This window comes from Sphingopyxis alaskensis RB2256 (genome assembly GCF_000013985.1).
In the GTDB taxonomy this organism is placed as follows: domain Bacteria; phylum Pseudomonadota; class Alphaproteobacteria; order Sphingomonadales; family Sphingomonadaceae; genus Sphingopyxis; species Sphingopyxis alaskensis.
In genome coordinates this window covers 3,001,290-3,022,662 of sequence record NC_008048.1, presented here as the reverse complement: position 1 = coordinate 3,022,662, position 21,373 = coordinate 3,001,290, and the positions used below count along the sequence as shown (strand labels likewise).

The following is a 21,373-nucleotide window of genomic DNA, read 5'->3' as shown; positions in this document are numbered from 1 at the left end:
TGAAGGGAAAAGCTGCGCGCGCCTTTAGGGGCCGCGACGAACGAACGCAAGCACGGGCGCTTGACGCTGCGCCCCGTGCCGACCATCGAGCGGCGATGACCCGCGCGCTCCACGCTTTCCTGCTCGCGATCCGCGACCTTGCCAGCCCGCGCGCGCGCGCCATCCTTGCGCAGAGCCTGGCGCTCACCTTGCTGCTCCTCGCGCTGTCGGGCGCCGCGATCTTTTTCAGCGCGCGCTGGGCGCTCGAACATTGGAGCTGGCTGGATGCGGCGACGCGCGACCTGGCGAGCATCCTCGCCGTCCTTGGTCTGCTCGCGGGGGGCTGGCTGCTGTTTCGCGCGGTCGCGATCATCGTCATCGGCCTGTTCGCCGACGCAATCGTCGCCGATGTCGAGGGGCGCCATTATCCCGCCGCCGCGGCGCGCGCGGTCGATGTCGGCTGGGGCCAGAACATCCGCCTCGCGCTGGCGTCGCTCGGCCGGCTGATCGGCGGCAATCTGCTCGCGCTGCCGCTCTATATCCTGCTGCTCGTCACCGGCATCGGCACGCCGATCCTTGCGCTGCTCGTCAACGCGCTGCTGCTGGGCCGCGATCTGGAGGCGATGGTGCTCGCGCGCCATCCGGGTCGCCCGCGCTTCGGCCGCAGCGCGCGCTGGCCGCTCGGCCTGCTGTCCGCCGCAGGCTTTGCGATGCCCGTCGCCAATTTGTTGGCGCCGCTGCTCAGCGCCGCTATGGCCGTCCACATGCTGCACCTCGGCGACGGGAACAAGAAAAATGACCAATAATAGACGGTTGGCTGCCGCTGCGGGCCTGGCCCTGACGCTCGGCGCATGCGCGGGCCCGACGATCCCGCGCCCCGCCGCGACCCCGCCCGCCGCCGCGACCCCGCCCGTCGTGCGACCGGTGCAGAACAACGCGCTGATCGGCAGCAGCGTCGACGCGGTCGGGCGGATGTTCGGCAAGCCGCGACTCGACGTGACCGAAGGCGCGGGGCGCAAGCTGCAGTTCGCGGGACCGCGCTGCATCCTCGACATTTATTTCTATGCCCCGCGCGCGGGCGCCGATCCCGTTGCCACCCATGTCGATGCGCGCGTGCCCGACGGTCGCAACGCCGACGTGAACAGTTGCGCCGAGGCGCTACGGCGCTAGAGCGCGATGACATGATATTGATCCACCGTGACGGAGGCGATTTTGGCCGAGTGCGAGGCGCGAGGAGCGGCGCGATGCGGGACATCGCGCCCGACGAGCAACGTGGCAATCGGCCAAAATCGACCCGCCCCGGAGGGGTTGCCCCCTGAAGCCCGCCGGACAGCGGCGCGTCTCTGGTCCGGGCAACCAGCCCGTCCTGCGAGACGCTTCTTGCCGACGAACTTCAGGGGGCAATCACGGTGGGTCAATATCATGTCATCGCGCTCTAGGGTCAGGACCCTAGTTCGCCAAGCGCCCAGCGCGCGGCGTCGGCGACCATCGGCGATTCATCGTCGGCCAGCCTTTGAAGCGCGGGGACGAAGCGCGCATCGCCGCTGTTCCCCGCCGCGATCGCCGCGTTGCGCACCATGCGCCCGCGCCCGATCCGCTTGATCGGCGAGCCGGCGAAGACCTGGCGGAATCCCGCATCGTCGAGCGCGAGCAGGTCGGCAAGCGACGGCGCCGCGAGTTCGGCGCGCGGCAAAAAGGCGCGGTGGCGGTGCGCCGCGCCTGCAAATTTGTTCCACGGACACACGGCGAGGCAATCGTCGCAGCCATAGATGCGATTGCCTATGGCGCGGCGGAACTCGTCCGGGATCGGCCCGTCATGCTCGATCGTGAGATAGGAGATACAGCGCCGGGCATCGAGCCGATAGGGCGCGGGAAAGGCGTCGGTCGGGCAGGCTTGCTGGCACGCCGTGCAACTGCCGCAGCGGTCGCGGCCGGCCCGCGAGGGCGCAAGGTCGAGTGTCGTGTAAATCGCCCCCAGGAACAACCAGCTGCCATGCTCGCGGCTGACGAGATTGCTGTGCCTGCCCTGCCAGCCGAGCCCCGCCGCCGCCGCGAGCGGCTTTTCCATCACCGGTGCGGTGTCGACGAACACCTTGACCTCGGCGTCCGGGGCCTCGGCAACGAGCCAGCGCGCGGTCGCCTTCAGCGCCTTTTTGACGACGTCATGATAGTCGGCGCCCTGCGCATAGACCGAAATGCGGCCGCGGTCCGGCTGGTCGGCGAGCGCGAGCGGATCGAGCGCGGGGGCATAGCTCATGCCGAGCGCGACCACCGAGCGGACCGCGGGCCAAAGTCCCCTGGGCGATCCACGCTGCTCGGCGCGGCTTTCCATCCAGATCATCCCGCCGTGGTGTCCGTCGGCGAGCCACTGCCGCAAACGCGCGGCCGTTTGCGGCGCGGCGTCGGCAGCGGCGATGCCGAAAGCCACGAAACCCTGCGCGCGTGCGGCCGCCTCCAGGCGGGTTTCGAGGGAAGGCAAGGCTTCGGCAACCATCGGCGCTCTATACGCGAGCCATCGCAGCGTGCCATAGTCTGCGGGAGCGACGATCGGGGACCAGCATTTGAGCGATTTCAGCGTCGAGGCGAACGGCCTCACCAAATATTTCGGCAATTTCAAGGCGGTCGATAACGTCAGCCTGGCGGTGCCGGCGGGCAGCATCTATGGCGTTCTCGGCCCCAATGGCGCGGGCAAGACGACCAGCCTGCGGATGATGCTGGGCATCATCGACCCCGACGAAGGGACGAGTCGCCTGTTCGGCGGGCTGAAACCGCAAAGCGTGCGTGGTCGCATCGGCTATCTGCCCGAAGAGCGTGGGCTCTATCCGGGCATGAAAGCGCGCGAGGCGATCGCCTTCATGGGGGCGCTGCGCGGGCTCGACTGGTCGGAGGGCCGCCGCCGCGCCGCCGCTTTCATGGCCGAACTGGGGCTGGAGCGCGTGATCGACGAAAAGATCCGCAAGATGTCGAAGGGCATGGCGCAGATGGTTCAGCTGATCGGATCGATCGTCCACGCCCCCGACCTCATCGTCCTCGACGAGCCCTTTTCGGGGCTCGATCCCGTCAATCAGGAGCGGCTCGAGATGCTCGTCCGGCGCGAACAGGCGCGCGGCGCGACGATCCTCTTCTCGACGCATGTGATGGCGCACGCCGAGCGGCTGTGCGACCGCATCGCGGTCATCGCGCGCTCGGCGCGGCGCTTCGAGGGCACGGTCGACGAAGCGCGCGCGCTGCTGCCGATGCAGGTGCGCTATACACCGCGCGAATCGGTCGATGCCGCTGCAATCGCGACCTGTCTGCCGACGAACGCCGAACACAGCGGCGATGCCTGGCATTTCACGATCGACGACAAGCATGTCGAGCCCCTGCTGGCGCGGATCACCGCGAGCGGCCATGGAGTCAGCGGCCTGTCGATCAGCCGCCCCGCGCTGCACGACGCCTTTGTCCATATCGTGCGGCAGGTCGATGCGGGTTTCGACGCCGACGCCACCGGGGACGCGATCGAGGAGGCAAGCGCGTGACCCCGTTCCTGAAAAATATCCTGGTGGTTGCGCGGCGCGACTTTCTGGCGATCGTCGCAACCCCGGCCTTCCTCCTTTTCCTTCTCGCGCCGCTGTTCATGGTCGCGATGGGCCTCGCCGGCGGTGTCGGCGCGTCGCAGCTCGCCGACAGCGCACGCGGCGCCGAGCGAATCGTGGCGATCGTCGATGCAGCCGATGCCGCAGCGCTGCGTGCCGCCGACCGGCGGCTGCGCGATGGTTTGCGCGGCGGCGGCGCGCCCCCGCTGCTCGAAGTGCGTATTGCCGGCCCGGCTGCGCCCGATCCGCGCGCGGTTGCACGCGAAAAGGGCGCCGATACCCATGCCGTAATGAGCGGACCGATCGAAACGCCACTTATCGTCGAGCGCAACGCCGAGGGAAGCTCGGGCCGCTATCTTGCCCTGCTGGCGAACGAGGTGCGGCGGGATCGCGTCGCGGGCGCGGTCCCCCCTGTCGAGCCGCGATTCGAAAGCCTGCAAGGCGCCGGATCGAGCATCGCGATGCAGCAATCGCTGGGCTTCGGCGCGGTGTTCGTCATCTTCCTCCTGACGCTGCTGCTCGCCGGACAGACGGTGAGTTCACTCGCCGAAGAGAAGGGTAACAAGGTGATCGAAATCCTTGCCGCCGCCGTGCCGCTCGAAAGCGTCTTTCTGGGCAAGCTGCTCGGCTTCCTCGGCGTCGCGGTGCTGTTCATCGCCTTCTGGCTGGCGATGGCCCTGGGCGCCGGACTGATCGCCGCGACGCAGGTCGACCCTGCGACGCTCGCGGCGGCGGGCAAGGCCGCGGGGGCGCTGGCGTCGATGCCCGCGACCGGATGGCCCTTTTTCCTGGCTATCGGCTTTGGGTATTTCGTCATGTCCTTCCTGCTGCTCGGCGCCGTCTTCCTCGGCGTCGGCGCCCAGGCGGCGACGGTGCGCGAGATCCAGATGCTGAGCCTGCCGATCACCATCTTTCAGGTCGGCATGTTCAGCCTGTCGGCGGCCGCGGCGAGCGCGCCGGACAGCGGCCTTGCCCGCTTTGCGCAAATCTTCCCCTTGTCCTCGCCGCTCGCCATGGCGGCGCGCGCCGCGACGGACGACGAGAAGGGGATCCATCTGCTCGCCCTCGGCTGGCAGGCGCTGTGGGTCGCGCTGGTAATCTGGATCGCGGTGCGCCTGTTCCGCGCGGGCGTTCTCAGCGGCGGCGGCCACTGGCAATTCTGGCGGCGGACAAGGGGCGCCTGAAGTCCGTCGATTGACAAAGCTGTAAATAGTGGCATTCTGAAACGGAATCGGCCGCGCCGAGACGGCCACCCGAGAGGAGCTTTCCGTGGCCACCCAGATTCGCATCGCCCCCGAAACCGTCAATCCGCTCGACGTCAGCCGCGCCGAGCTGTGGAGCGAGGATCGCTGGCAGGAACCGATGCGCCAGTTGCGCGCCGAATCACCCATCTATTATTGCCCCGAATCGAAGTTCGGCCCCTATTGGTCGGTGACGACGTACAAACCGATCCAGCATATCGAGGCGCTGCCGAAGATTTTCTCCTCGAGCTGGGAATATGGCGGCATCACCGTCGCCGGCGACGGGGTCGAGCATCTGAAAGAGGGCGAGATCCCGATGCCGATGTTCATCGCGATGGACCCGCCGCAGCACACCGCGCAGCGCCGCACCGTCGCCCCCGCCTTCGGTCCGTCGGAGATCGAGCGGATGCGCGCCGACACGCAGGCGCGCACCGCCGCGCTGATCGACACCCTGCCCGTCGGCGAGGCGTTCGACTGGGTCGAGAAAGTGTCGATCGAGCTGACCACCGACATGCTCGCGATCCTGTTCGACTTTCCCTGGGCCGACCGCCACAGGCTGACCGCCTGGTCCGACGCGCTCGGCGACATCGAAAGCTTCAACACGCTCGAAGAACGGCAGGCGCGGCTCGCGACCGCCTTTGAAATGGGCGCGGCGTTCAAGGAGTTGTGGGACCACAAGGCCAGGAATCCGGGCAAGCACGACCTCATCTCGATCATGCTTCAGTCGGATGCGATGAGCCATATGAGCCATGAGGAGTTCATGGGGAATCTCATTCTGCTGATCGTCGGCGGCAACGACACGACGCGCAACTCGATGTCGGCCTATGCCTATGGCCTGCACTGCTTTCCCGAGGAACGCGCCAAGCTGGAGGCGAACCACGATCCCGAACTGGCGGTCAATGCGATGCACGAGATCATCCGCTGGCAGACGCCGCTCGCGCACATGCGCCGCACCGCGATGGAGGACACCGAACTGTTCGGCCACCAGATCAAGGCGCGCGACAAGATCGCGCTCTGGTATGCCTCGGCGAACCGCGACGAAAGCATCTTTCCCGACGGCGACCGCATCATCGTCGACCGCGAAAATGCGCGCCGCCACCTTGCCTTCGGCTATGGCATCCACCGCTGCGTCGGCGCGCGCGTCGCCGAACTGCAGCTTACGACGCTGATTTCGGAGATGCAGAAGCGCCGCCTGCGCGTCAACGTCGTCGGCGAGCCCCAGCGCGTCCATGCGTGCTTCGTCCATGGCTATCGACACCTGCCGGTCGAACTCGAACGATATTGACCGCGAGTGAAACCATGCGCCTGTTTCCGCCGTATAGGGGGGCAGGAGAGGTGACATGATTCCGCGACGTTATCTTCTGGGCGGTCTGGCGCTCGGCGGCAGCATCATCGCCGCGCCGATGCTGTTCGCCAAATCGGCGCGGCCCGGGGCGGAGCCGGGCTGGCGCCTGTCCGAAGCCGAGTGGAAAAAGCGCCTGTCGCCGCTGGAATATCGCGTGCTGCGCGAGGCGGCGACCGAGCGCCCCTTCACCAGCCCGCTCGACAAGGAAAAGCGGGCCGGAACATTCGTCTGCGCGGGCTGCGCGCTGCCGCTTTATTCGAGCAGGACCAAATATGACAGCGGCACCGGCTGGCCGAGTTTCTGGGCGCCGCTGAAGGGCGCGATCGGCACCGCGACCGACCATGACCTCGGTTATCCGCGCACCGAGGTGCATTGCCGGCGCTGCGGCGGTCATCTGGGCCATGTCTTCAACGACGGCCCGAAACCGACCGGCAAGCGTTATTGCATGAACGGCGCGGCGCTGCGCTTCCGCCCCGCCTGACGCGCTTTCACTCGGGCTTCACGCGCCAGAGCGCCAGCCCCGCGCGCGAGGTGATCGGCACCGCTTCGAGCCACGCCGGCGGGGTTCCGGCATAAAGCTGCGCGGCGAGCCCATCCTGGCGCGCATGGCGATATTTGTTGAAATCATTGGCGGTGCGGCAAACGACGATCAGCGTCGCCCGCTGCCGCCGCACCAGCGCCTCGGCGCGCGCCGGGTCGCCCGCAAAGGCGCGGATCGTGTCGGCCATCGCCTCGCTGTTGCGGTGATGCGGCGTCGCGACCAGCCGGTGCGGCGTCCAGAAGACGAGCGGGGCGCCAAGGTCGATCGGGGTCAACAATGTCGCGGGCGGCAGGCGGTTGAGGTCGGCGATGGCCGTTGGGTCAAGGCAGTCGGTGCGATAGCCGTCGGTGCCGGCGACCCTGGCCGCGGCACGCCCCTCCGCCTTTTGCAGAGCGGGCACGGCAAGGCTGAGCAGCGCCGCCACCGCCATGCCGCCGAGCAGCGGCAACGTCAGCGCGGCCATCGCCGAGGCAAGGATGCGCGGTCCGATCGAGCGAATGGTGCGCGCCCACGCCCAGGCGCGCAGGCCAAGCCACGCGCAGCCGGGCAGCGCGAAAAGATGCGCGGTCGACACGCTGCGGAAAACGAACAGCGACAGCGTGGCGGCGGCCGACAGCGCGGCAATCACCGTCGCCCAGTTCCGCCGGTCGTCCGCCGCCTTCGCACTGCGCCACGCGAGCAGCGCGCCCGCGATCCCGACGAGCGAGGGCACAAGGACATGAATCATGTCGTGCGCCTTCGCGGTCCAGAGCGGCCGGCCTTCGGTGACGTTGCGATACCAGAGGTCAAAGACGATGGGATCGAGCGTGGCAAAGGGGCCTTTCGCGCAGAGCGGTTCGGTCCACACCAGCGCGCCCGCCGCGGCGACGCCACCGAAAGCGAGCAACAGCAAACGCGCGGGCACATGCGTCGGGCCGACGCGCACCGCAGCGAAAACCACCATTGCCGCCGCAACGAACGCCGCCATATAGGGCGCCGAAAGCGAATCGCACCAGGTGCCCATAAGGCCCGCAGGCCCGCGCGTGGCGAACTGGAACAGGATCGCGCCGACGGCGAGCGCGCCCATATAGCCGCAAAGTCGCGCACGTTCGTCGCCGCGGCCATGCAGCGCCCAGCGCAGTGCCGCGAGCGCGGCGAACAGCGTCACGATCGGCAGCCCCTCAATCGACACCGCGAGCAGCGCGGCCGCGAAGAATCCGCCGAGTAGTCCCGCCTGCCACGACGCTGGGCGCAGCGCCTGTCCCATCATCAGCATCGCGAGCAATATCTGCCAGCCGTGATGATCGACACGCAGCGGCCGGAACTGGACAAGAATATAAGCCGACATGATCAGGAACAGCGGCGCAACATAGGCGATGCGGCGGTCGGACAGGTTGCGATAGCCGAGCGCGCACGCGATGCTCAACGCCGCGCCGAGCAGCGGCGGCCAGACGGCCATCACGATGCGTTCGGCCGTCACCTGCCCGAACAGGGGTTTCAAGAGCAGGATGCCCGCCGCCAGCGGCGCATCGACCAGGCGCGACCAGTGCATCACCACACCGCCGCCCGCCGGATTGACCCGATATTGCGTGAGATCCCACCACCCCTGCCCCGCGAGCAGGTCGCGCACCTGCGCCATGCGCATCGCGTCGTCGGTGTCGCCAAGCTTGAGCGCGCCAATCGCCTGCCAGTTCGCCGCGATCGCGATCAGGCTCATCAGCCCCCAGACGACCAGGGCGATCCGCGCCGGAGTGAACCAGCGGCCGAGCCGGATCCCGTCCGGCGGCGTTACCGCCGCCTCGCTCATGCCGAAGCGGCCCGGAACACGATATGGCGGCGCAGCAGATAGGTGGTCTGGAAACTCACGACGATGGCCGCGAGCTTGGCGAGCCGCGGGTCGATCCCCAGCGCGCTGCCGCCGCCGACGATCGCGGTCGTAACCCCAAGGCCGACGAGCGCCGAGCCGACGAACAGAAGTTTCTGGCGATGCCGCTCACCCGTGCCGCGCGCCGCGGCGCCATCGGCAAAGACGAGGCGGCTCGAAATCACCCAGTGGACGAGGATGCCCGCGCAATATCCGGTCGCCGACGCCGGAACCGGCCCGAGCCCCGCGTCGAGCAGCAGCAGGAACAGCCCCGCATCGCTGCCGAGCGCGAGCGCGCTGGCAAGCAGATAGTTGAGCCAGCGCCCTTCGCGGCGGCGCACCAATGCGATCAGCTTGAGCATGGATTGCATCGCGCCTGCCCCTCCGGCCAAACGCTCAGGCGGCCCTGGCGACGCGCGCCGGGACGTCGCGCACCGACGCCAGCGCGGCGCGTTCACCCTCGGTGCCGCTTTCATGATATTCGGCGTCCTCGTTGACGCCCCAGATGTCGTAAAGCTTCTCGCCGGCGACGATGTTGCGCACGGTCAGCATCGCCGTCATCATCGCATGATCCTGGTTGTTATAGCGGTGCATGCCGTTCCGCCCGACCATGTGCAGCGTCGGATACCGCGCCTCCAGCTCGGACCGCATCGTCTCGACATGCGCGGCATAGTCATCGTCATAGACGGGATAGGCCTTTTCCTGCCGCACCACCGCGCCGCCGACGACATCCTCGGCCTTGCACAGGCCAAGGATCGCCATTTCCTTCGTCGCCAGGGCGATGAGATCGGCGTCGCTCGACGACCAGAGTCCGTCGCCCTCGAAACAGAAATACTCGAGGCCGACGCAGGCGATCGCCGGATCGGGGACCATTTCGGGCGACCAGCTGCGGAAGTTCTGCACCCGGCCGACCCGCACCTGGCTGTCGTGGATATAGATCCAGTTGTCGGGGAACAGATCCTCCGACCGAATCTTGAGCGCGACGGTCAGGAAGTCGCGGTAATTGAGCTTGGGCGCCGCGGTCAGCGCGCAGGCCGGGAGCGGATGGATGCGCGCCGCCAGTTCGCGCATCGGCGCCGAGCTGATGACATGGCCCGCGTCGATCACGACATCGCCGTCGGGCCCGGTCGCGGTCATCCGCCAGCGCCCGGTTTTCTGGTCCTGCGTCAGCTGCTTGAAGCTGTGGCCCATCAGCAGATGATTGCCGCCCGCCACGACCTTGCGCGCCGCCGCCTCCCACATCATGCCCGGCCCGAGCCGCGGATAACGGAAGGTTTCGAGCAAGGTCTTGGTCGCCATGCCGTCATTGGGCTTCTTGTTGAGCCCCAGGCTGCGTTTCAGCCCGTCGATCACTGCGCCGCCGAGCGAAAGCCCCTTGATGCGCTGCGCCGCCCAGTCGGCCGACATTTCGTCACACGGCATTCCCCACACCTTTTCGGTATAGGTCTTGAAAAAGATCGAATAAAGCTTGTTCCCGAACTGGTTGATCGTCCAGTCCTCGAAACTGCGCACCGTCTTCTTCGGCAGCAGCTTCGCCCTGGCGTAGCTCATCATGCACAAGGTCGACCGCACGACGCCGAGGTTCCACAGCGCCTCGAACGCGCGCAGCGGATAACTGTAAAACCTGCCCTCATAATAGATGCGGCTCATCCGCGGGCGCTCGATGAAGTCGTCGGGCAGAATCTCGTTCCACAGATCGACGACTTCGCGGCTTTTGGAGAAAAAGCGGTGCCCGCCGATGTCGAAACGAAAGCCCTCATGTTCGACCGTGCGGCTGATCCCGCCGACATAGGTCGGATCCTTTTCGATCACCGTCACGCCATAGCCCTGCCTGGTCAGCAGATAGGCGGCGGTGAGGCCGGCCGGTCCCGCGCCGATGATCGCCACGTCAACCTTCGTCGGGTGGTTTTGTGAACCAAGGGCTTCGGACATTCGATTGTTCCCCACAGGCAAATTCATGCGCACCCCCGCTGTGGCCAATCATGGATAAAAACTGGTTAACAGGGCGCCGGGTTTATGGGCTGGCGGAGGGTGGATGGCGAATGGGACGCGCTGGTAACATTGTTGCGTTGAGCGGGTGGCGATCGCGCTTCTCATCGTCATCCCCCGCCACAATCGCGCGCCGCGCCGGTTTCAGCATCAGCGTGCCCAGCCGCACGCGCGGGGTCGCCTTGCCCGGCGCCGCATCTATCGTAAACCGGGCGTCGAGCCGCAACGCCGCCGCCGACGCCTTGCTCGGTCGCAGCCTGTAACGCCCGTACGCCACGCCTTCGAACAGGAAATAGCCGTCGAATTCGGTCACCGTCGCCGCGCGCACGCGGCCTTCGGCGTCGATCAGCTCGACGAGCAGCCCCTCGACCGGGTTGCCGCCGTCGCGGCGCGCGATGCCCTCGATCTCGCCAGCGGCGGTCATCGGCAGCCGAGCGCGCGTCGCGACCCCCGGCCGCGGCGTGACGACGACCCCCGGCAGCGCGGGCTGGACATAGGGGTCGGGCAGGCTGCCCGCATCGATGCCGATGAGCACCGGACGAAAGGGTTCGAGTCCGTCGATCGTCCCCTGCCCAGCGGCGTCGGTCGCGGCGTCGGCGCGCGCATGGCCGGCGGTCAGCGGCACGCCCGGCAGCGCGGCTTCGTGCGCCTGGCGCACGCCATCGCCATTCTCGTCCATCCACACCTCGGCGATCACCTGGCCGCGACTCGCGAGCTTCTCGCTCGACACGCGCCAACCGCCGCCGCTTTTCGGCCCGAAACTGAATGCGAGCGACAGCGACGCCGCGACCGAGCCATCGCTCGCGACTTCGCCAAAGCCGCTCAGCTGCAATTTATCGAAACGGCGTGTATAACCAAGGCCCGCACGGGCCCGCGCGAGGCCGCGGTCATAACCGAGTTCGGCGCGCCATTCGGCATCGGCGCCTGCCGCCCACTCGCCGATCAGCGCCAGGCGCGTATCGCCGCCGTCACCCGCCAGCGCAAGGCGCGCCTCCCCCCTGACGCGAACACGCCCGATGCGCGCGTTGGCGAGCAGGCTGGCGGTCAGATTGTCGGGCGGGTCGGGGCCGACGGGCGCCTTCGTCCGGCTCCAGTCGAGCTGGCCGGTGAAGGTCAGCGCGCGGAAGGTCGCCGACGCGCGCGCGCTCGCCTCGAGGCTGTCGAACCCCGAGCGGCGCTCGACATGGCGCAGGTCGAAATGCAGCGGCAGCATCGTGCGCCCCAGCTTGACCGACTGATCGAGCGAGAGCGATGTGATCGCATTGATATTGTTAACGAATCGATCGGACACAAACCCGCCCCAGCCGCGCATCGCGTCGGCGCGGAGATAGGTTTCGCCAAAGTTGGCGAGCCAGCTCGCCCGCGCCGCGCCGCCGCCGTCATCAGCCTGCGCCACGCCGATTTCGAGCAGGGTCGCCCCGATCGAGCGGCGCAGCGCTAGCTCGCCATAGTTGCGGCGAACATTTTCGATCAGCAGGCTGTGCGCGTGGGCCGCGATCGACGTGCGCGTGTCGAGCCCGCGCTCGATCCCCAGCGACCCGCGCCAGCCGCGATGGAATGCTCCGCGCCGCCGGTTGGCGAAACTGAAAAGATCGGTGTCCTCCTGCGCGAAACCCGCCCAATACCAGGTCTGTTGCGGCGGGATCGAATCCATGCCGACCTGAACCTGCCGGATCTCGCGGCGGATCTGCCCCTGCGGGCCATAGAGCACGATCTCGAAGCGGTTGGCACCATATTGCAGCGGCACGTCGATAAACTCGTAGCGGCCGTCGCCGGTCGGCGTCGTGAAAGCGAGCAGCTGGCCGTTGCGATACAGCTCGGCGTCCCAGCCCGCGGGCAGGTCGCCGCGAAAATCGGTCTTGTCGAAGGCGTCGGGTCGCTCGACGGGGCGGTTGGTCATCACCGCGCCGCGCCCCGCCGCCGACGCGGCGACGATCCCCGTCGAGAGCAGGCTCACGTCGCCGACGCCATAATGCGTTGCCTTCAGCGGTCCGAGCAGCTGCCCCTGCGGATCGGTGCGATAAAGCCGCATCCTCAGGCTGTCGGGCACGCCCTCATTGTCCGACGACAGCCGCGCGTCGAAACTCTGACCCGCAAGCTCGCCCGCCGCGAAAATCTCGTAGCGCGCCTGCACATGGGAACCGCCGCGCTTGTCCGACGCCGCGCCCGCCGAAGCGACGACATCGACCGCGGGGGTTGCCCACGCCTGGTACGGCCGCGCCGCCTGCGGCAGGCTGGCGAGGTCGAAGCTCGCCTGCGGGCGGATCGCGGCGGCGCGTGCGCGGCGTTCGGCGGCGAGCTGGAAGGGCAGCTTGTCCTTGCTGTCGACGCGCAGCACCGCGTTTGACAGATCAGCCGCGAGCGGCACGCCGAGCCACTGGTTCAGGCTGTCCAGATCGACGCACCAGCCCGCCGCGGTGTCGCGGATCGTCGTCGCGTCGAGGCGATACCGCGCGCTCCCCGCCTGCACCTCGCCCGTCTCGCGGTCGATTGTCAGGCTGCGCCGCTCGTCGAACACCCAGCCGGTTGCGCGGCGCAACTTCTTGTCGACGCGCACCGCGAGGTCGAGTGCGAGCACGACATCGCCGAGGTCGACGCAAATCCCCTGCGGCGTCTGATACCCTCGCACCCCGTCGCCAAGCCGATACCGGCCCGAGCGTATGTCGAACAGCCAGCTGTCGTCCTCGTTCGGCGTCCAGCCCTCCCCCGGAATGGAAAGTGGTTTTTTTTCAACGGCCTGCGCGCCAGCGGAGAGCATCGCCCCGACCAGCGCCAGCGCGGCGAACACCGCCGACAGCCATCGGCAACGGTCCGCACGGATCATCGTCCGGTCCGCGCTGCTCTACCCTATCCGCTCACTTCACCACCCGCTCGGCCTCGTCGATCGTGCCGCCGCCGATTTCGCGATCCTCGGTATAACGAATGCGCACCGGCCCCTTGAGCTTCGCCGCGACATCGTCGGGCACGCGCAGCGACACCTGGCGCCCGGCGACTTCGGGATAGACCGCGATGCCGCGCGCGACGAGCAGCGGCTCGGCCACCCCCGGCCGCGTCACCTCGATATCGCCATAGACCGAGCGGTTGCCCGTCCGCGTCAGGTCGAAATTGAACGCCGCGCCCTCGTCGCTCTCGCTCACCCACGCCTTGCCGATCGCCGCCTCCGCGCCCAGGTCGCCGACGCGCACGATCACCGGGATGGTGATGCCATAAATCGGCGTCAGCGCGATCGACACGCCCGCGCTCGCGGGTTTGGGCGCGGCGGTTGCGGCGACCGCGTCGGGCACCGCGCGGAACAGCATGTGCGCGCGATACTCACCCGGCGGCGTCCCTTCGGGAACGCGTACGCCGACGCGGACGACCTGCGGCTGATTCGGCGGCAGGGTGATGCGGCGCGGGCTGAAGGCGATCATGCTCAGCGCCGCCCTTTCGACGTCGTTCGCATCGGCTTCGGCGATTTCGGCGAGCCCGCCCGCGGCGGTCATCCGCTTGATCTCGAGGCTGATCCGGTAGGTCGCGGGTTCGGCGCCGATATTGCTCAGCACAACCTCGGTCCCGCGCGATCCGTCGAGGATGATGCGCGTCGGCGCGACGAGCAGATCGCCCGCGGCGTGCGCAGGCACGGACAGCGCGACGAGCGCGCCCACGGCAAGCAGGCGAAAGGCTTTGAAAAGGCGCAGCATGGATACGATCCCCACAATCGTTGGCGTGTCGGAGGCTGGCTGGTCCTTGCCCCCGTCGGTTGGTCGCCCCCTGCTTCGCCCAACATGGTTGATATTTTGCTAACCACGCTGCGGCCACACCGCGCAAATGAAAACGGCCGCCGGGTCGATCCCGGCGGCCGCTTGGCGTTACGGCGGACCGGGGCCCGCCGACCCCCGCCCCCTTACTGATAGTTGGCGGTGACGTTGAACGTGCCGCTATAGTCGCCCGCCGTCTGGTTGGCACCGACGTTCAGCGTGCCGCCGACCTGGAAGCTGCCGCCCGTCGCGCCGAGCGTGATCGTCGGCGACGAATAGCTCAGCGTCGAGGTCATCGTGCCGCCGAGCGAGCCGTTCAGCGTCACATTCGCATCGCCGCCAACCACGACGACCGCGCCTTCGGTGCCCTGCACGTTGAAATTGGCCGCCGTCGTCGTACCGGTACAGGTCAGCCCCGCGCCACAGGTGGCCGCGCCGGCAGTCGATACCGCAACGGTCGAGGCGGTCGCCCCGCTGATGATCGTCGCGAACTGCAGGTCGCTGGTGTTGGTGAGCGTGATCTGGCGCAGGATCTTGGCGGTCGCCGTCCCCGTCGCGGTCGCCGCATGCGCCGCCGGGGCGTTCATGGCGAAAACAGCAATCGCGGCGCCCAGCAGGGCGCGCTTCATTCCAGTGGTGCGCATATGATTGGTCCCTTGATCTCGTAAATGGTCAAAAATCCGAATGGAAATCCCACCCCATTCGCCGACCCTCTTAGGCGCCGAGCCGTTCAGGCTTTGCCAGCAATCATGGTTAACAACGCATTGGGAATTGCCCGTCGTGTCGAATGATAATCTTTGTAAAACAAATGATTAGCATTCATATGCGGAGGAACTAACGGTGTCGCCACGCCCATGAAGACCCGGCTTGATACAGTTTGAGCCACCGCGCCAACGGGTCGGCGACCGTTCGATTCGCGCAGCGATGGAGAGTGTTTGATCGTCGGGTGCCGTGTGCCGCTGCGTGACCCGAAATATCAGATGCCCTCGCCGCTCAGCCGCTGGCAGATCATGTCGAGCTGGTCGAGCGACGCGAATTTCAGCGTCAACGCACCCTTGCCGCCGCCCGCATACTGGATCGCGACGGCGATGCCGAGCAGTTCGGACAGATGGCGCTCGACCGCAACGATGTCGGGGTCGCGTCCGCCGACGCCGTCGATGCTCTTATATTCGAGCGGCGCCTTGCGTCCGCCCTCCTTGCCCGCGCGCACCAGCGCCTCGACCGCGCGCACCGACAGCCCGTCCCTGACCACCCGCCGCGCAATCGCTTCGGGGTCGTCGGCGCCGATCAGCGCGCGCGCGTGCCCCATCGCGAGCGATCCGTCGCCGACGAGCGCCTGCACGGCTTGCGGCAGGTCGAGCAGGCGCATCAGGTTCGCGACATGGCTGCGCGACTTGCCGACCAGCTTCGCCAGCGCCTCCTGATTATGGCCGAAATCCTCGATCAACCGGCGATAGGCGCTCGCCTCTTCGATCGCGTTCAGATCCTGGCGCTGGATATTTTCGACGAGCGCAATCTCATAGGTCGCGGCGTCGTCGAGCTCGCGCACGAGCGCCGGGATCTGGTGCAACCCCGCGCGCTGCGCCGCGCGCCAGCGGCGTTCGCCCGCGACAAGCTGGAAACCCTCACCATCGGGCGACCGGCGCACGATGATCGGCTGCAGCAAGCCGCGCGAGCCGATCGAATCGGCGAGTTCGGCGATCGCCGCCTCGTCGAAATGGCGGCGCGGCTGACCTGGCAGCGGGCGAATCGCGCCGACGGCTATATGCTGCACCGCATCGCCCGCGACCGGCGCGGCGCGCGCCGCACCGCCCGGCGTCGCGAGCACCGGCGCCTCGACCGCGACATCGCCGAACAGCGCGTTCAGCCCGCGGCCCAGTCCCGATGGGCGTTTGCGGGGCGGTGTTACGGCGTTTTCTTCCTTTTTATCAGACATTTATGCCGCCTTGCGAATCTCGGGAAGCCGGTCGATCATCTCGCGCGCGAGCGCGATATAGGCCGCCGACCCGGCGCAGCGATGGTCATAGATCAGCGCGGGAAGCCCATGGCTCGGCGCCTCGGACAGGCGCACATTGCGCGGGATCACCGTGTCGAACACCACCGGCCCCAGCACCTCGCGCACATCGTCGGACACCTGGTCGGTCAGCCGGTTGCGGCGGTCGAACATGGTGAGCGCGACGCCGAGGATCGACAGTTTCTGGTTGAAGCGCTCGCGCACGCGCTCGACCGTCGTGAGCAGCTGGCTCAGCCCCTCGAGCGCGAAAAATTCGCATTGCAGCGGCACGATCAGCGATTCGGCGGCGATGAGCGCGTTCAAGGTCAGCATCCCCAGCGACGGCGGACAGTCGATCAGGCAAATATCCCATTGCCCCGCTTCGGCGCCCGACAGCGCTTTCTGCAGCCGGTGGAGCCGATCCTGATATTCGATCAGTTCGATCTCGGCGCCCGACAGATCGACCGTCGCGCTGACGATGTCGAGCCGCGGCACCGCGGTCGGTATCGCGCATTCGGCGACGCCCGCATCGCCGCGCAGCAGTTCGTAACTCGAACATTCGCGCTGCGACTGCTTGATGCCGAGGCCGGTCGACGCATTACCCTGCGGGTCGAGGTCGATAATCAGCGTCCGCCAGCCCGTCGCCGCGAGCGCGGTCGCCAGATTGATCGCAGTCGTCGTCTTGCCGACCCCCCCCTTCTGGTTTGCCACGGCAATGCGGATCATGCTTTCCCTCGCTTTTTCGGCGCGATACGCCCCGTGCCGACCAAAATGCCGCTTTCGGCGTCGGTGCGGCTCTGTTCCACGTGAAACATTCTCTGCCATGGCTCGGGCAGCAACGCCAGTTCCTTAACCGCATTTCGCCCCTTTGGCAGCAGCCAGCGCGTCGATTCGGTGGAAAAACGCGCGGATAAGTCGATGAGCCGGTCGAGCGGAGCAAAGGCGCGCGCGCTGATCGTCGCCGCCGGGCGCGTTGCCACGCGCTCGAGCGGCGCCTCGGCGACCTCGACATGGTCCAGCGCCAGCTCGGCCACAACCGCGCGCAGGAAATCGCAGCGGCGGCGCCGCGATTCGACGAGCAGCATCGGCCGCTCCGACAGAATCGCGACGACAAGGCCCGGAAGCCCCGGCCCGCTGCCCAGGTCGATCCAGAGTCCCTCGCCCTCACGCGTATCGAGCGCCAGCAACTGCGCGCTGTCGGCAATATGCCGCGCCCAGATGGCCGGGATCGTCGACGCGGCGATCAGATTCTGCTTCGCATTCTCGGCAATCAGCATCGTGACAAAGCGCTCGATCTGCGCCCATTGTTCGGTCGAAGGCGCAAACGCCTGCGTCAGCCAGCCGCGTGCAGCGCGTTCATCCTTCAAGAGTTCGGCAGCGCTCACATCGTTCTTTCCACCATCCGCACGATGCGGGATTATCATCCTTCTTCGCGCCTTTGCGCCTTTGCGTGAGATTCCAGAACCTGTCTTCGCCGATTCAGGCCGCGCGCCGCCGGCTATGCACCATGATCGCCGTCAGCGCCGCGGGCGTCACGCCATCAATTCGCGCCGCCTGTCCCAGCGTTTCGGGGCGTGCCTTGCTCAGCCGCTCGACCATTTCGCGCGACAGGCCGCCGATCGCGGCATAGTCGAGCGCGGGATCGAGCAGGATCGCCTCATTTGCTGCGAGCGCGCGCAGCTCGGCTTCGTGCCGCGCGATATAGGGCGCATAATGCGCATCTTCGACGACTTCGGACAGGATCGCGCGATCGATCGATTCGATCTCGGGAACCAGAATCGTCAACCGCTCGACCGTCGCACCGGGAAAGCGCAACAGGTCGATTCGCCGCCGCGCGATCCCGTCGCCGGGCAGCGGCAAGCCGATCGCCCCATAATCGGCGGTCGCCACCGGCGCTTCGAGCAGCGCCCCGGCCCGCGCCCGCTCGGCCATCCTCCTGGCAAACAGCGCCGCGGTCGCCGGCCGCACCAGCCCCAGTGCAATCCCCTTCGGCGTCAGCCGGGTCGCCGCATTGTCGGCGCGCAGCCGCAGCCGATATTCGGCGCGCGCGGTGAGCATCCGGTACGGCTCGGTCACGCCCTGCAACACCAGGTCGTCGACCATCACCCCGATATAGGATTCGCTCCGGTCGAGGATCAGCGGCTCGCGCCCCTGCACGGCGAGCGCGGCATTGGCGCCCGCGACCAGCCCCTGCGCCGCGGCCTCCTCATATCCCGTCGTGCCGTTGATCTGTCCCGCACACCAGACCCCCGGCATCGCGCGCACCTGCAACGTCCGGTCGAGCGCACGCGGGTCGATATGGTCATATTCGACCGCATAGCCGGGCACGACCATCTCGACCGCCTCCAGCCCCTCGATCGTGCGCAGCATCGCCAGTTGCACATCGGCGGGCAGCGAAGTCGAAATGCCATTGGGATAGACCAGATGCGTATCAAGCCCCTCGGGCTCCAGAAACACCTGATGCCCGTCGCGATCGGCAAAGCGGTGGATCTTGTCCTCGATCGACGGGCAATAACGCGGCCCCGCCGCACCGATCGCGCCGGTAAAGAGCGGCGAGCGATGCAGGTTTTCGGCGATGATCCGGTGCGATTCGGCGTTGGTGCGCGTGATTGCGCAGAAAATCTGCGGCACCGTCCGCGCGTTGTTCCACGTGGAACAGGTCCAGCGTCCGCCATCCGACGGCTGTTCCTGCAACCGCGCCCAGTCGATCGTGCGGCCATCGAGGCGCGGCGGCGTGCCCGTCTTGAGCCGCGCCATCGGCAGGTGGGCGGCGCGAAGCTGCCCGGCGAGACGGTGCGACCCCGCTTCGCCGATCCGGCCACCCTCCATCCGTTCTTCGCCGCGGAACAGTCGTCCGCCGAGGAAAGTACCCGTCGCGAGCACAACCGCGCGCGCCGTGAGCGCCGTCCCGTCGGCGAGATCGAGTCCTGCGATCCGCCCCCCGTTGGATAGTCGCAGAGCCGCCGCTTCGCCTGCAACGACCGTGATCCCCTCCTCCGCTGCCAGCAGCGTCTGGATCGCGGCGCGATAGAGCTTGCGATCGGCCTGGATGCGCGGACCCTGCACCGCCGCACCCTTCGATGCGTTGAGCATCCGGTAATGGATCGCGGCGGCGTCGGCCGCGCGCGCCATCCACCCGTCGAGCGCGTCGACCTCGCGCATCAAATGGCCCTTGCCGAGCCCGCCGATCGCCGGGTTGCACGACATCGTTCCGATCAGCGTCGGGTCGAAACTGACCAGCGCCACCCGCGCGCCCAGCCGCGCCGCGGCCGCGGCAGCCTCGGTCCCGGCATGTCCACCGCCAACGACGATGACATCGAATGTTGCGCTGCTGTGCATGATCGGGGCGCCCTTAGCGTAAAGCCGACGGCGAATCCACTGCGCTGCGATCTGCACGATGTTTCACGTGGAACGTCATTTGCCGATGCAGAATCGCCCAAACAGCGTGTCGAGCATATCTTCAACGCCCCCGCGCCCGGTGATACGGTCCAGCGTGGCCCCGGCAAGCCGCAGCCGCTCGGCCAGCAGGATCAGATCGCCCGCCTCGCGCGATCCCGTCTCAACTTCCAGCCACCCCTTTGCCTCGGCGAGCGCATCACGCTGTCGCTGCCGGAGCGTAGCCTCGCCCTCGCGCGGCAATAAGGTTCGCGCCATCTCGACGATCATCGTGTGCAACCGGTCCATCCCCTCCCCCGTGGCGGCGGACAATATAAGATCGCAGTGCGCGGCCTCGGCTTCGGCCGCGGCATCGCCGCGCCAGCGGTCGGCCTGCGCGGCGATCAGGATCGTGCGAGGATGCTCGGGCGCCTCCTTCGGCGCGCCCAACCACAACAGGATGTCCGCACCCTCCACTGCCGCCTTCGCGCGATCGATTCCAATCATTTCGATCGCGTCGGCACTTTCGCCGCGCAGGCCGGCAGTATCCGAAAAGCGCATTGCAATTCCGTCCAGCGCGAGCGGCGTTTCGATCACATCGCGCGTCGTCCCGGCGACCGGCGACACGATCGCCAGCTCCCTCTGAGCTAGAGCATTGATAAGAGTAGATTTACCTGCGTTCGGCGGCCCAGCGATCACCACCGACAGCCCCTCGGCAATCACCTCCGCCGCCGGCCGCGCCAGCCACTCGCCGAGCTCCCCCGCCAGGGCCGCCATCCCCTCCGACACGCGCTGCGCGACACCTTCGCCAACTTCGACGTCATCCTCATCCGCGAAGTTAAGTTCGGCCTCGGCCGCCGCCATCAGCGCGAGTAGCCGCGCCTGCCACCCCGCCACCGCGCGCGACACATGCCCGCTCGCATGATCCAGCGCCTGCACACGCTGGCTCTCGGTTTCGGCGGCGAGCAGGTCGGCGAGCCCCTCGGCCTCGGCCAGATCGATCCGCCCATTCGCAAACGCCCGCCGCGTAAACTCACCCGCTTCGGCACGCCGCAGTCCCGGCATCGCCGCCAGCGCCGCTTCGACCGCCGCAACCACCGCGCGTCCGCCGTGCAGGTGCAGTTCGGCGAGGTCTTCGCCGGTCGCGGTCGCTGGCCCCGGAAACCAGAGGATGAGCGCATGATCGAGCGCCCCGCCGTCGGTGTCCGTCAACCGGGCGAGCGATGCGCGGCGGGGTGTGGGGAGGCGCCCCGCCAGTGCCTGTAAAGCCTTGGCGGCATCGATGCCGCTGATGCGCACGACCGCAATCGCCGCCGGCGGTATCCCGCTCGATAGCGCGAAAATCGTGTCGCTTGGGGGTGTTTGGTTCAGCTCTTGCGTCCCTTGGCGGGCTTGTCGTCACCCGCATCGCCATTTTTCGCCGCACCACCCATCAGCCCGCCGCCGAACTGGCCGAGCAGCGACTGGACGAGCCCCAGCCCGCTTTCGCCCATCGGAACCCATGTCTTGACCATCGCCTGCACCATCTCGGGCGTGATGCCCTTGGCCATCAGTTCCCTGACGCGATCGAGATAAATATCGTGGAGCGGTTCGAGGTCGGGAAGGCCGAACAGCCGCCGCGCCTCTTCGGGAGTGCAATCGATCTCGATATGGATTTTCATCGCCTGTCTCCGCCCCGGTCATGGTATGCCGCTTGAGCCATAGCCGCGGCGCCGCTAGCTTCGCGCTTTCACCGCCAAGAAGCAAGAGTCAGGA

20 protein-coding genes are annotated in these 21,373 nt (G+C 67.6%); 6 read left to right on the top strand and 14 right to left on the bottom strand.

Going from position 1 to position 21,373, the window contains the following annotated elements; genetic code table 11:
* Window positions 1-95 precede the first annotated feature (95 nt).
* Window positions 96-785 (top strand): EI24 domain-containing protein, encoded by a 690-nt coding sequence (locus SALA_RS14605; protein ID WP_041384182.1) that lies wholly within the window; start codon window positions 96-98, stop codon window positions 783-785.
* On the top strand, window positions 775-1,149 hold the full coding sequence (locus tag SALA_RS14600) for a hypothetical protein (RefSeq protein WP_011543139.1): 375 nt from the start codon (window positions 775-777) through the stop codon (window positions 1,147-1,149). Before SALA_RS14605 ends, SALA_RS14600 begins: the two co-directional genes overlap by 11 nt.
* Here SALA_RS14600 and SALA_RS17680 read toward each other — a convergent pair.
* The gene (locus SALA_RS17680; protein WP_011543138.1) at window positions 1,146-1,403 is read right to left on the bottom strand and encodes a hypothetical protein; all 258 of its coding nucleotides are present in this window, start codon (window positions 1,401-1,403) and stop codon (window positions 1,146-1,148) included. The genes SALA_RS14600 and SALA_RS17680 overlap by 4 nt on opposite strands.
* Before the next feature lie 17 nt (window positions 1,404-1,420).
* The gene (gene queG, locus SALA_RS14595) at window positions 1,421-2,473 is read right to left on the bottom strand and encodes a tRNA epoxyqueuosine(34) reductase QueG (protein ID WP_011543137.1); all 1,053 of its coding nucleotides are present in this window, start codon (window positions 2,471-2,473) and stop codon (window positions 1,421-1,423) included.
* Between the two features lie 67 nt (window positions 2,474-2,540).
* On the opposite strand from queG, the gene SALA_RS14590 reads away from it, so the two are divergent.
* The 4 genes from SALA_RS14590 to msrB all read left to right on the top strand — a co-directional run bounded on the left by SALA_RS14590 (window position 2,541) and on the right by msrB (window position 6,621).
* A complete protein-coding gene (locus SALA_RS14590) occupies window positions 2,541-3,497 on the top strand; it encodes an ABC transporter ATP-binding protein (protein ID WP_011543136.1) in 957 nt (318 codons plus the stop codon).
* Complete coding sequence (locus tag SALA_RS14585) at window positions 3,494-4,738, top strand: ABC transporter permease (protein WP_011543135.1); 1,245 nt, start codon at window positions 3,494-3,496, stop codon at window positions 4,736-4,738. Before SALA_RS14590 ends, SALA_RS14585 begins: the two co-directional genes overlap by 4 nt.
* A gap of 85 nt (window positions 4,739-4,823) precedes the next feature.
* The gene (locus SALA_RS14580) at window positions 4,824-6,080 is read left to right on the top strand and encodes a cytochrome P450 (protein WP_011543134.1); all 1,257 of its coding nucleotides are present in this window, start codon (window positions 4,824-4,826) and stop codon (window positions 6,078-6,080) included.
* A 55-nt stretch (window positions 6,081-6,135) separates the two neighbouring features.
* Window positions 6,136-6,621 carry a peptide-methionine (R)-S-oxide reductase MsrB gene (msrB, locus tag SALA_RS14575; RefSeq protein ID WP_011543133.1) on the top strand — a complete coding sequence of 162 codons (486 nt, stop codon included), beginning with the start codon at window positions 6,136-6,138 and terminating at the stop codon, window positions 6,619-6,621.
* Window positions 6,622-6,628: 7 nt separating this feature from the next.
* On the opposite strand, the gene SALA_RS14570 is transcribed toward msrB, so the two are convergent.
* The 12 genes from SALA_RS14570 to SALA_RS14515 all read right to left on the bottom strand — a co-directional run bounded on the left by SALA_RS14570 (window position 6,629) and on the right by SALA_RS14515 (window position 21,279).
* Entirely contained in the window at window positions 6,629-8,467 is a 1,839-nt protein-coding gene (locus SALA_RS14570; RefSeq protein WP_011543132.1) for a hypothetical protein, read from the bottom strand.
* Complete coding sequence (locus SALA_RS14565) at window positions 8,464-8,895, bottom strand: GtrA family protein (protein ID WP_011543131.1); 432 nt, start codon at window positions 8,893-8,895, stop codon at window positions 8,464-8,466. The genes SALA_RS14570 and SALA_RS14565 overlap by 4 nt, the downstream gene beginning before the upstream one ends.
* A gap of 25 nt (window positions 8,896-8,920) precedes the next feature.
* A complete protein-coding gene (locus SALA_RS14560; RefSeq protein WP_011543130.1) occupies window positions 8,921-10,456 on the bottom strand; it encodes an NAD(P)/FAD-dependent oxidoreductase in 1,536 nt (511 codons plus the stop codon).
* A gap of 82 nt (window positions 10,457-10,538) precedes the next feature.
* Complete coding sequence (locus tag SALA_RS14555; RefSeq protein ID WP_011543129.1) at window positions 10,539-13,337, bottom strand: MSCRAMM family protein; 2,799 nt, start codon at window positions 13,335-13,337, stop codon at window positions 10,539-10,541.
* 31 nt (window positions 13,338-13,368) lie between these two features.
* Window positions 13,369-14,193: a fimbrial biogenesis chaperone gene (locus SALA_RS14550; RefSeq protein WP_011543128.1), complete on the bottom strand. Its 825-nt coding sequence runs from the start codon at window positions 14,191-14,193 to the stop codon at window positions 13,369-13,371.
* Window positions 14,194-14,396: 203 nt separating this feature from the next.
* Window positions 14,397-14,894: a DUF4402 domain-containing protein gene (locus tag SALA_RS14545; RefSeq protein ID WP_011543127.1), complete on the bottom strand. Its 498-nt coding sequence runs from the start codon at window positions 14,892-14,894 to the stop codon at window positions 14,397-14,399.
* A 332-nt stretch (window positions 14,895-15,226) separates the two neighbouring features.
* The gene (locus SALA_RS14540) at window positions 15,227-16,186 is read right to left on the bottom strand and encodes a ParB/RepB/Spo0J family partition protein (protein ID WP_011543126.1); all 960 of its coding nucleotides are present in this window, start codon (window positions 16,184-16,186) and stop codon (window positions 15,227-15,229) included.
* Window positions 16,187-16,969, bottom strand: coding sequence for a ParA family protein (locus SALA_RS14535; protein ID WP_011543125.1), 783 nt, complete (start codon window positions 16,967-16,969; stop codon window positions 16,187-16,189).
* Window positions 16,966-17,667: a 16S rRNA (guanine(527)-N(7))-methyltransferase RsmG gene (rsmG, locus tag SALA_RS14530; RefSeq protein ID WP_011543124.1), complete on the bottom strand. Its 702-nt coding sequence runs from the start codon at window positions 17,665-17,667 to the stop codon at window positions 16,966-16,968. Before rsmG ends, SALA_RS14535 begins: the two co-directional genes overlap by 4 nt.
* Window positions 17,668-17,722: 55 nt before the next feature.
* On the bottom strand, window positions 17,723-19,582 hold the full coding sequence (mnmG, locus tag SALA_RS14525) for a tRNA uridine-5-carboxymethylaminomethyl(34) synthesis enzyme MnmG (RefSeq protein WP_011543123.1): 1,860 nt from the start codon (window positions 19,580-19,582) through the stop codon (window positions 17,723-17,725).
* A gap of 75 nt (window positions 19,583-19,657) precedes the next feature.
* Entirely contained in the window at window positions 19,658-20,962 is a 1,305-nt protein-coding gene (gene mnmE, locus SALA_RS14520; protein ID WP_084764765.1) for a tRNA uridine-5-carboxymethylaminomethyl(34) synthesis GTPase MnmE, read from the bottom strand.
* A 23-nt stretch (window positions 20,963-20,985) separates the two neighbouring features.
* On the bottom strand, window positions 20,986-21,279 hold the full coding sequence (locus SALA_RS14515) for a DUF6489 family protein (protein WP_011543121.1): 294 nt from the start codon (window positions 21,277-21,279) through the stop codon (window positions 20,986-20,988).
* Window positions 21,280-21,373 lie beyond the last annotated feature (94 nt).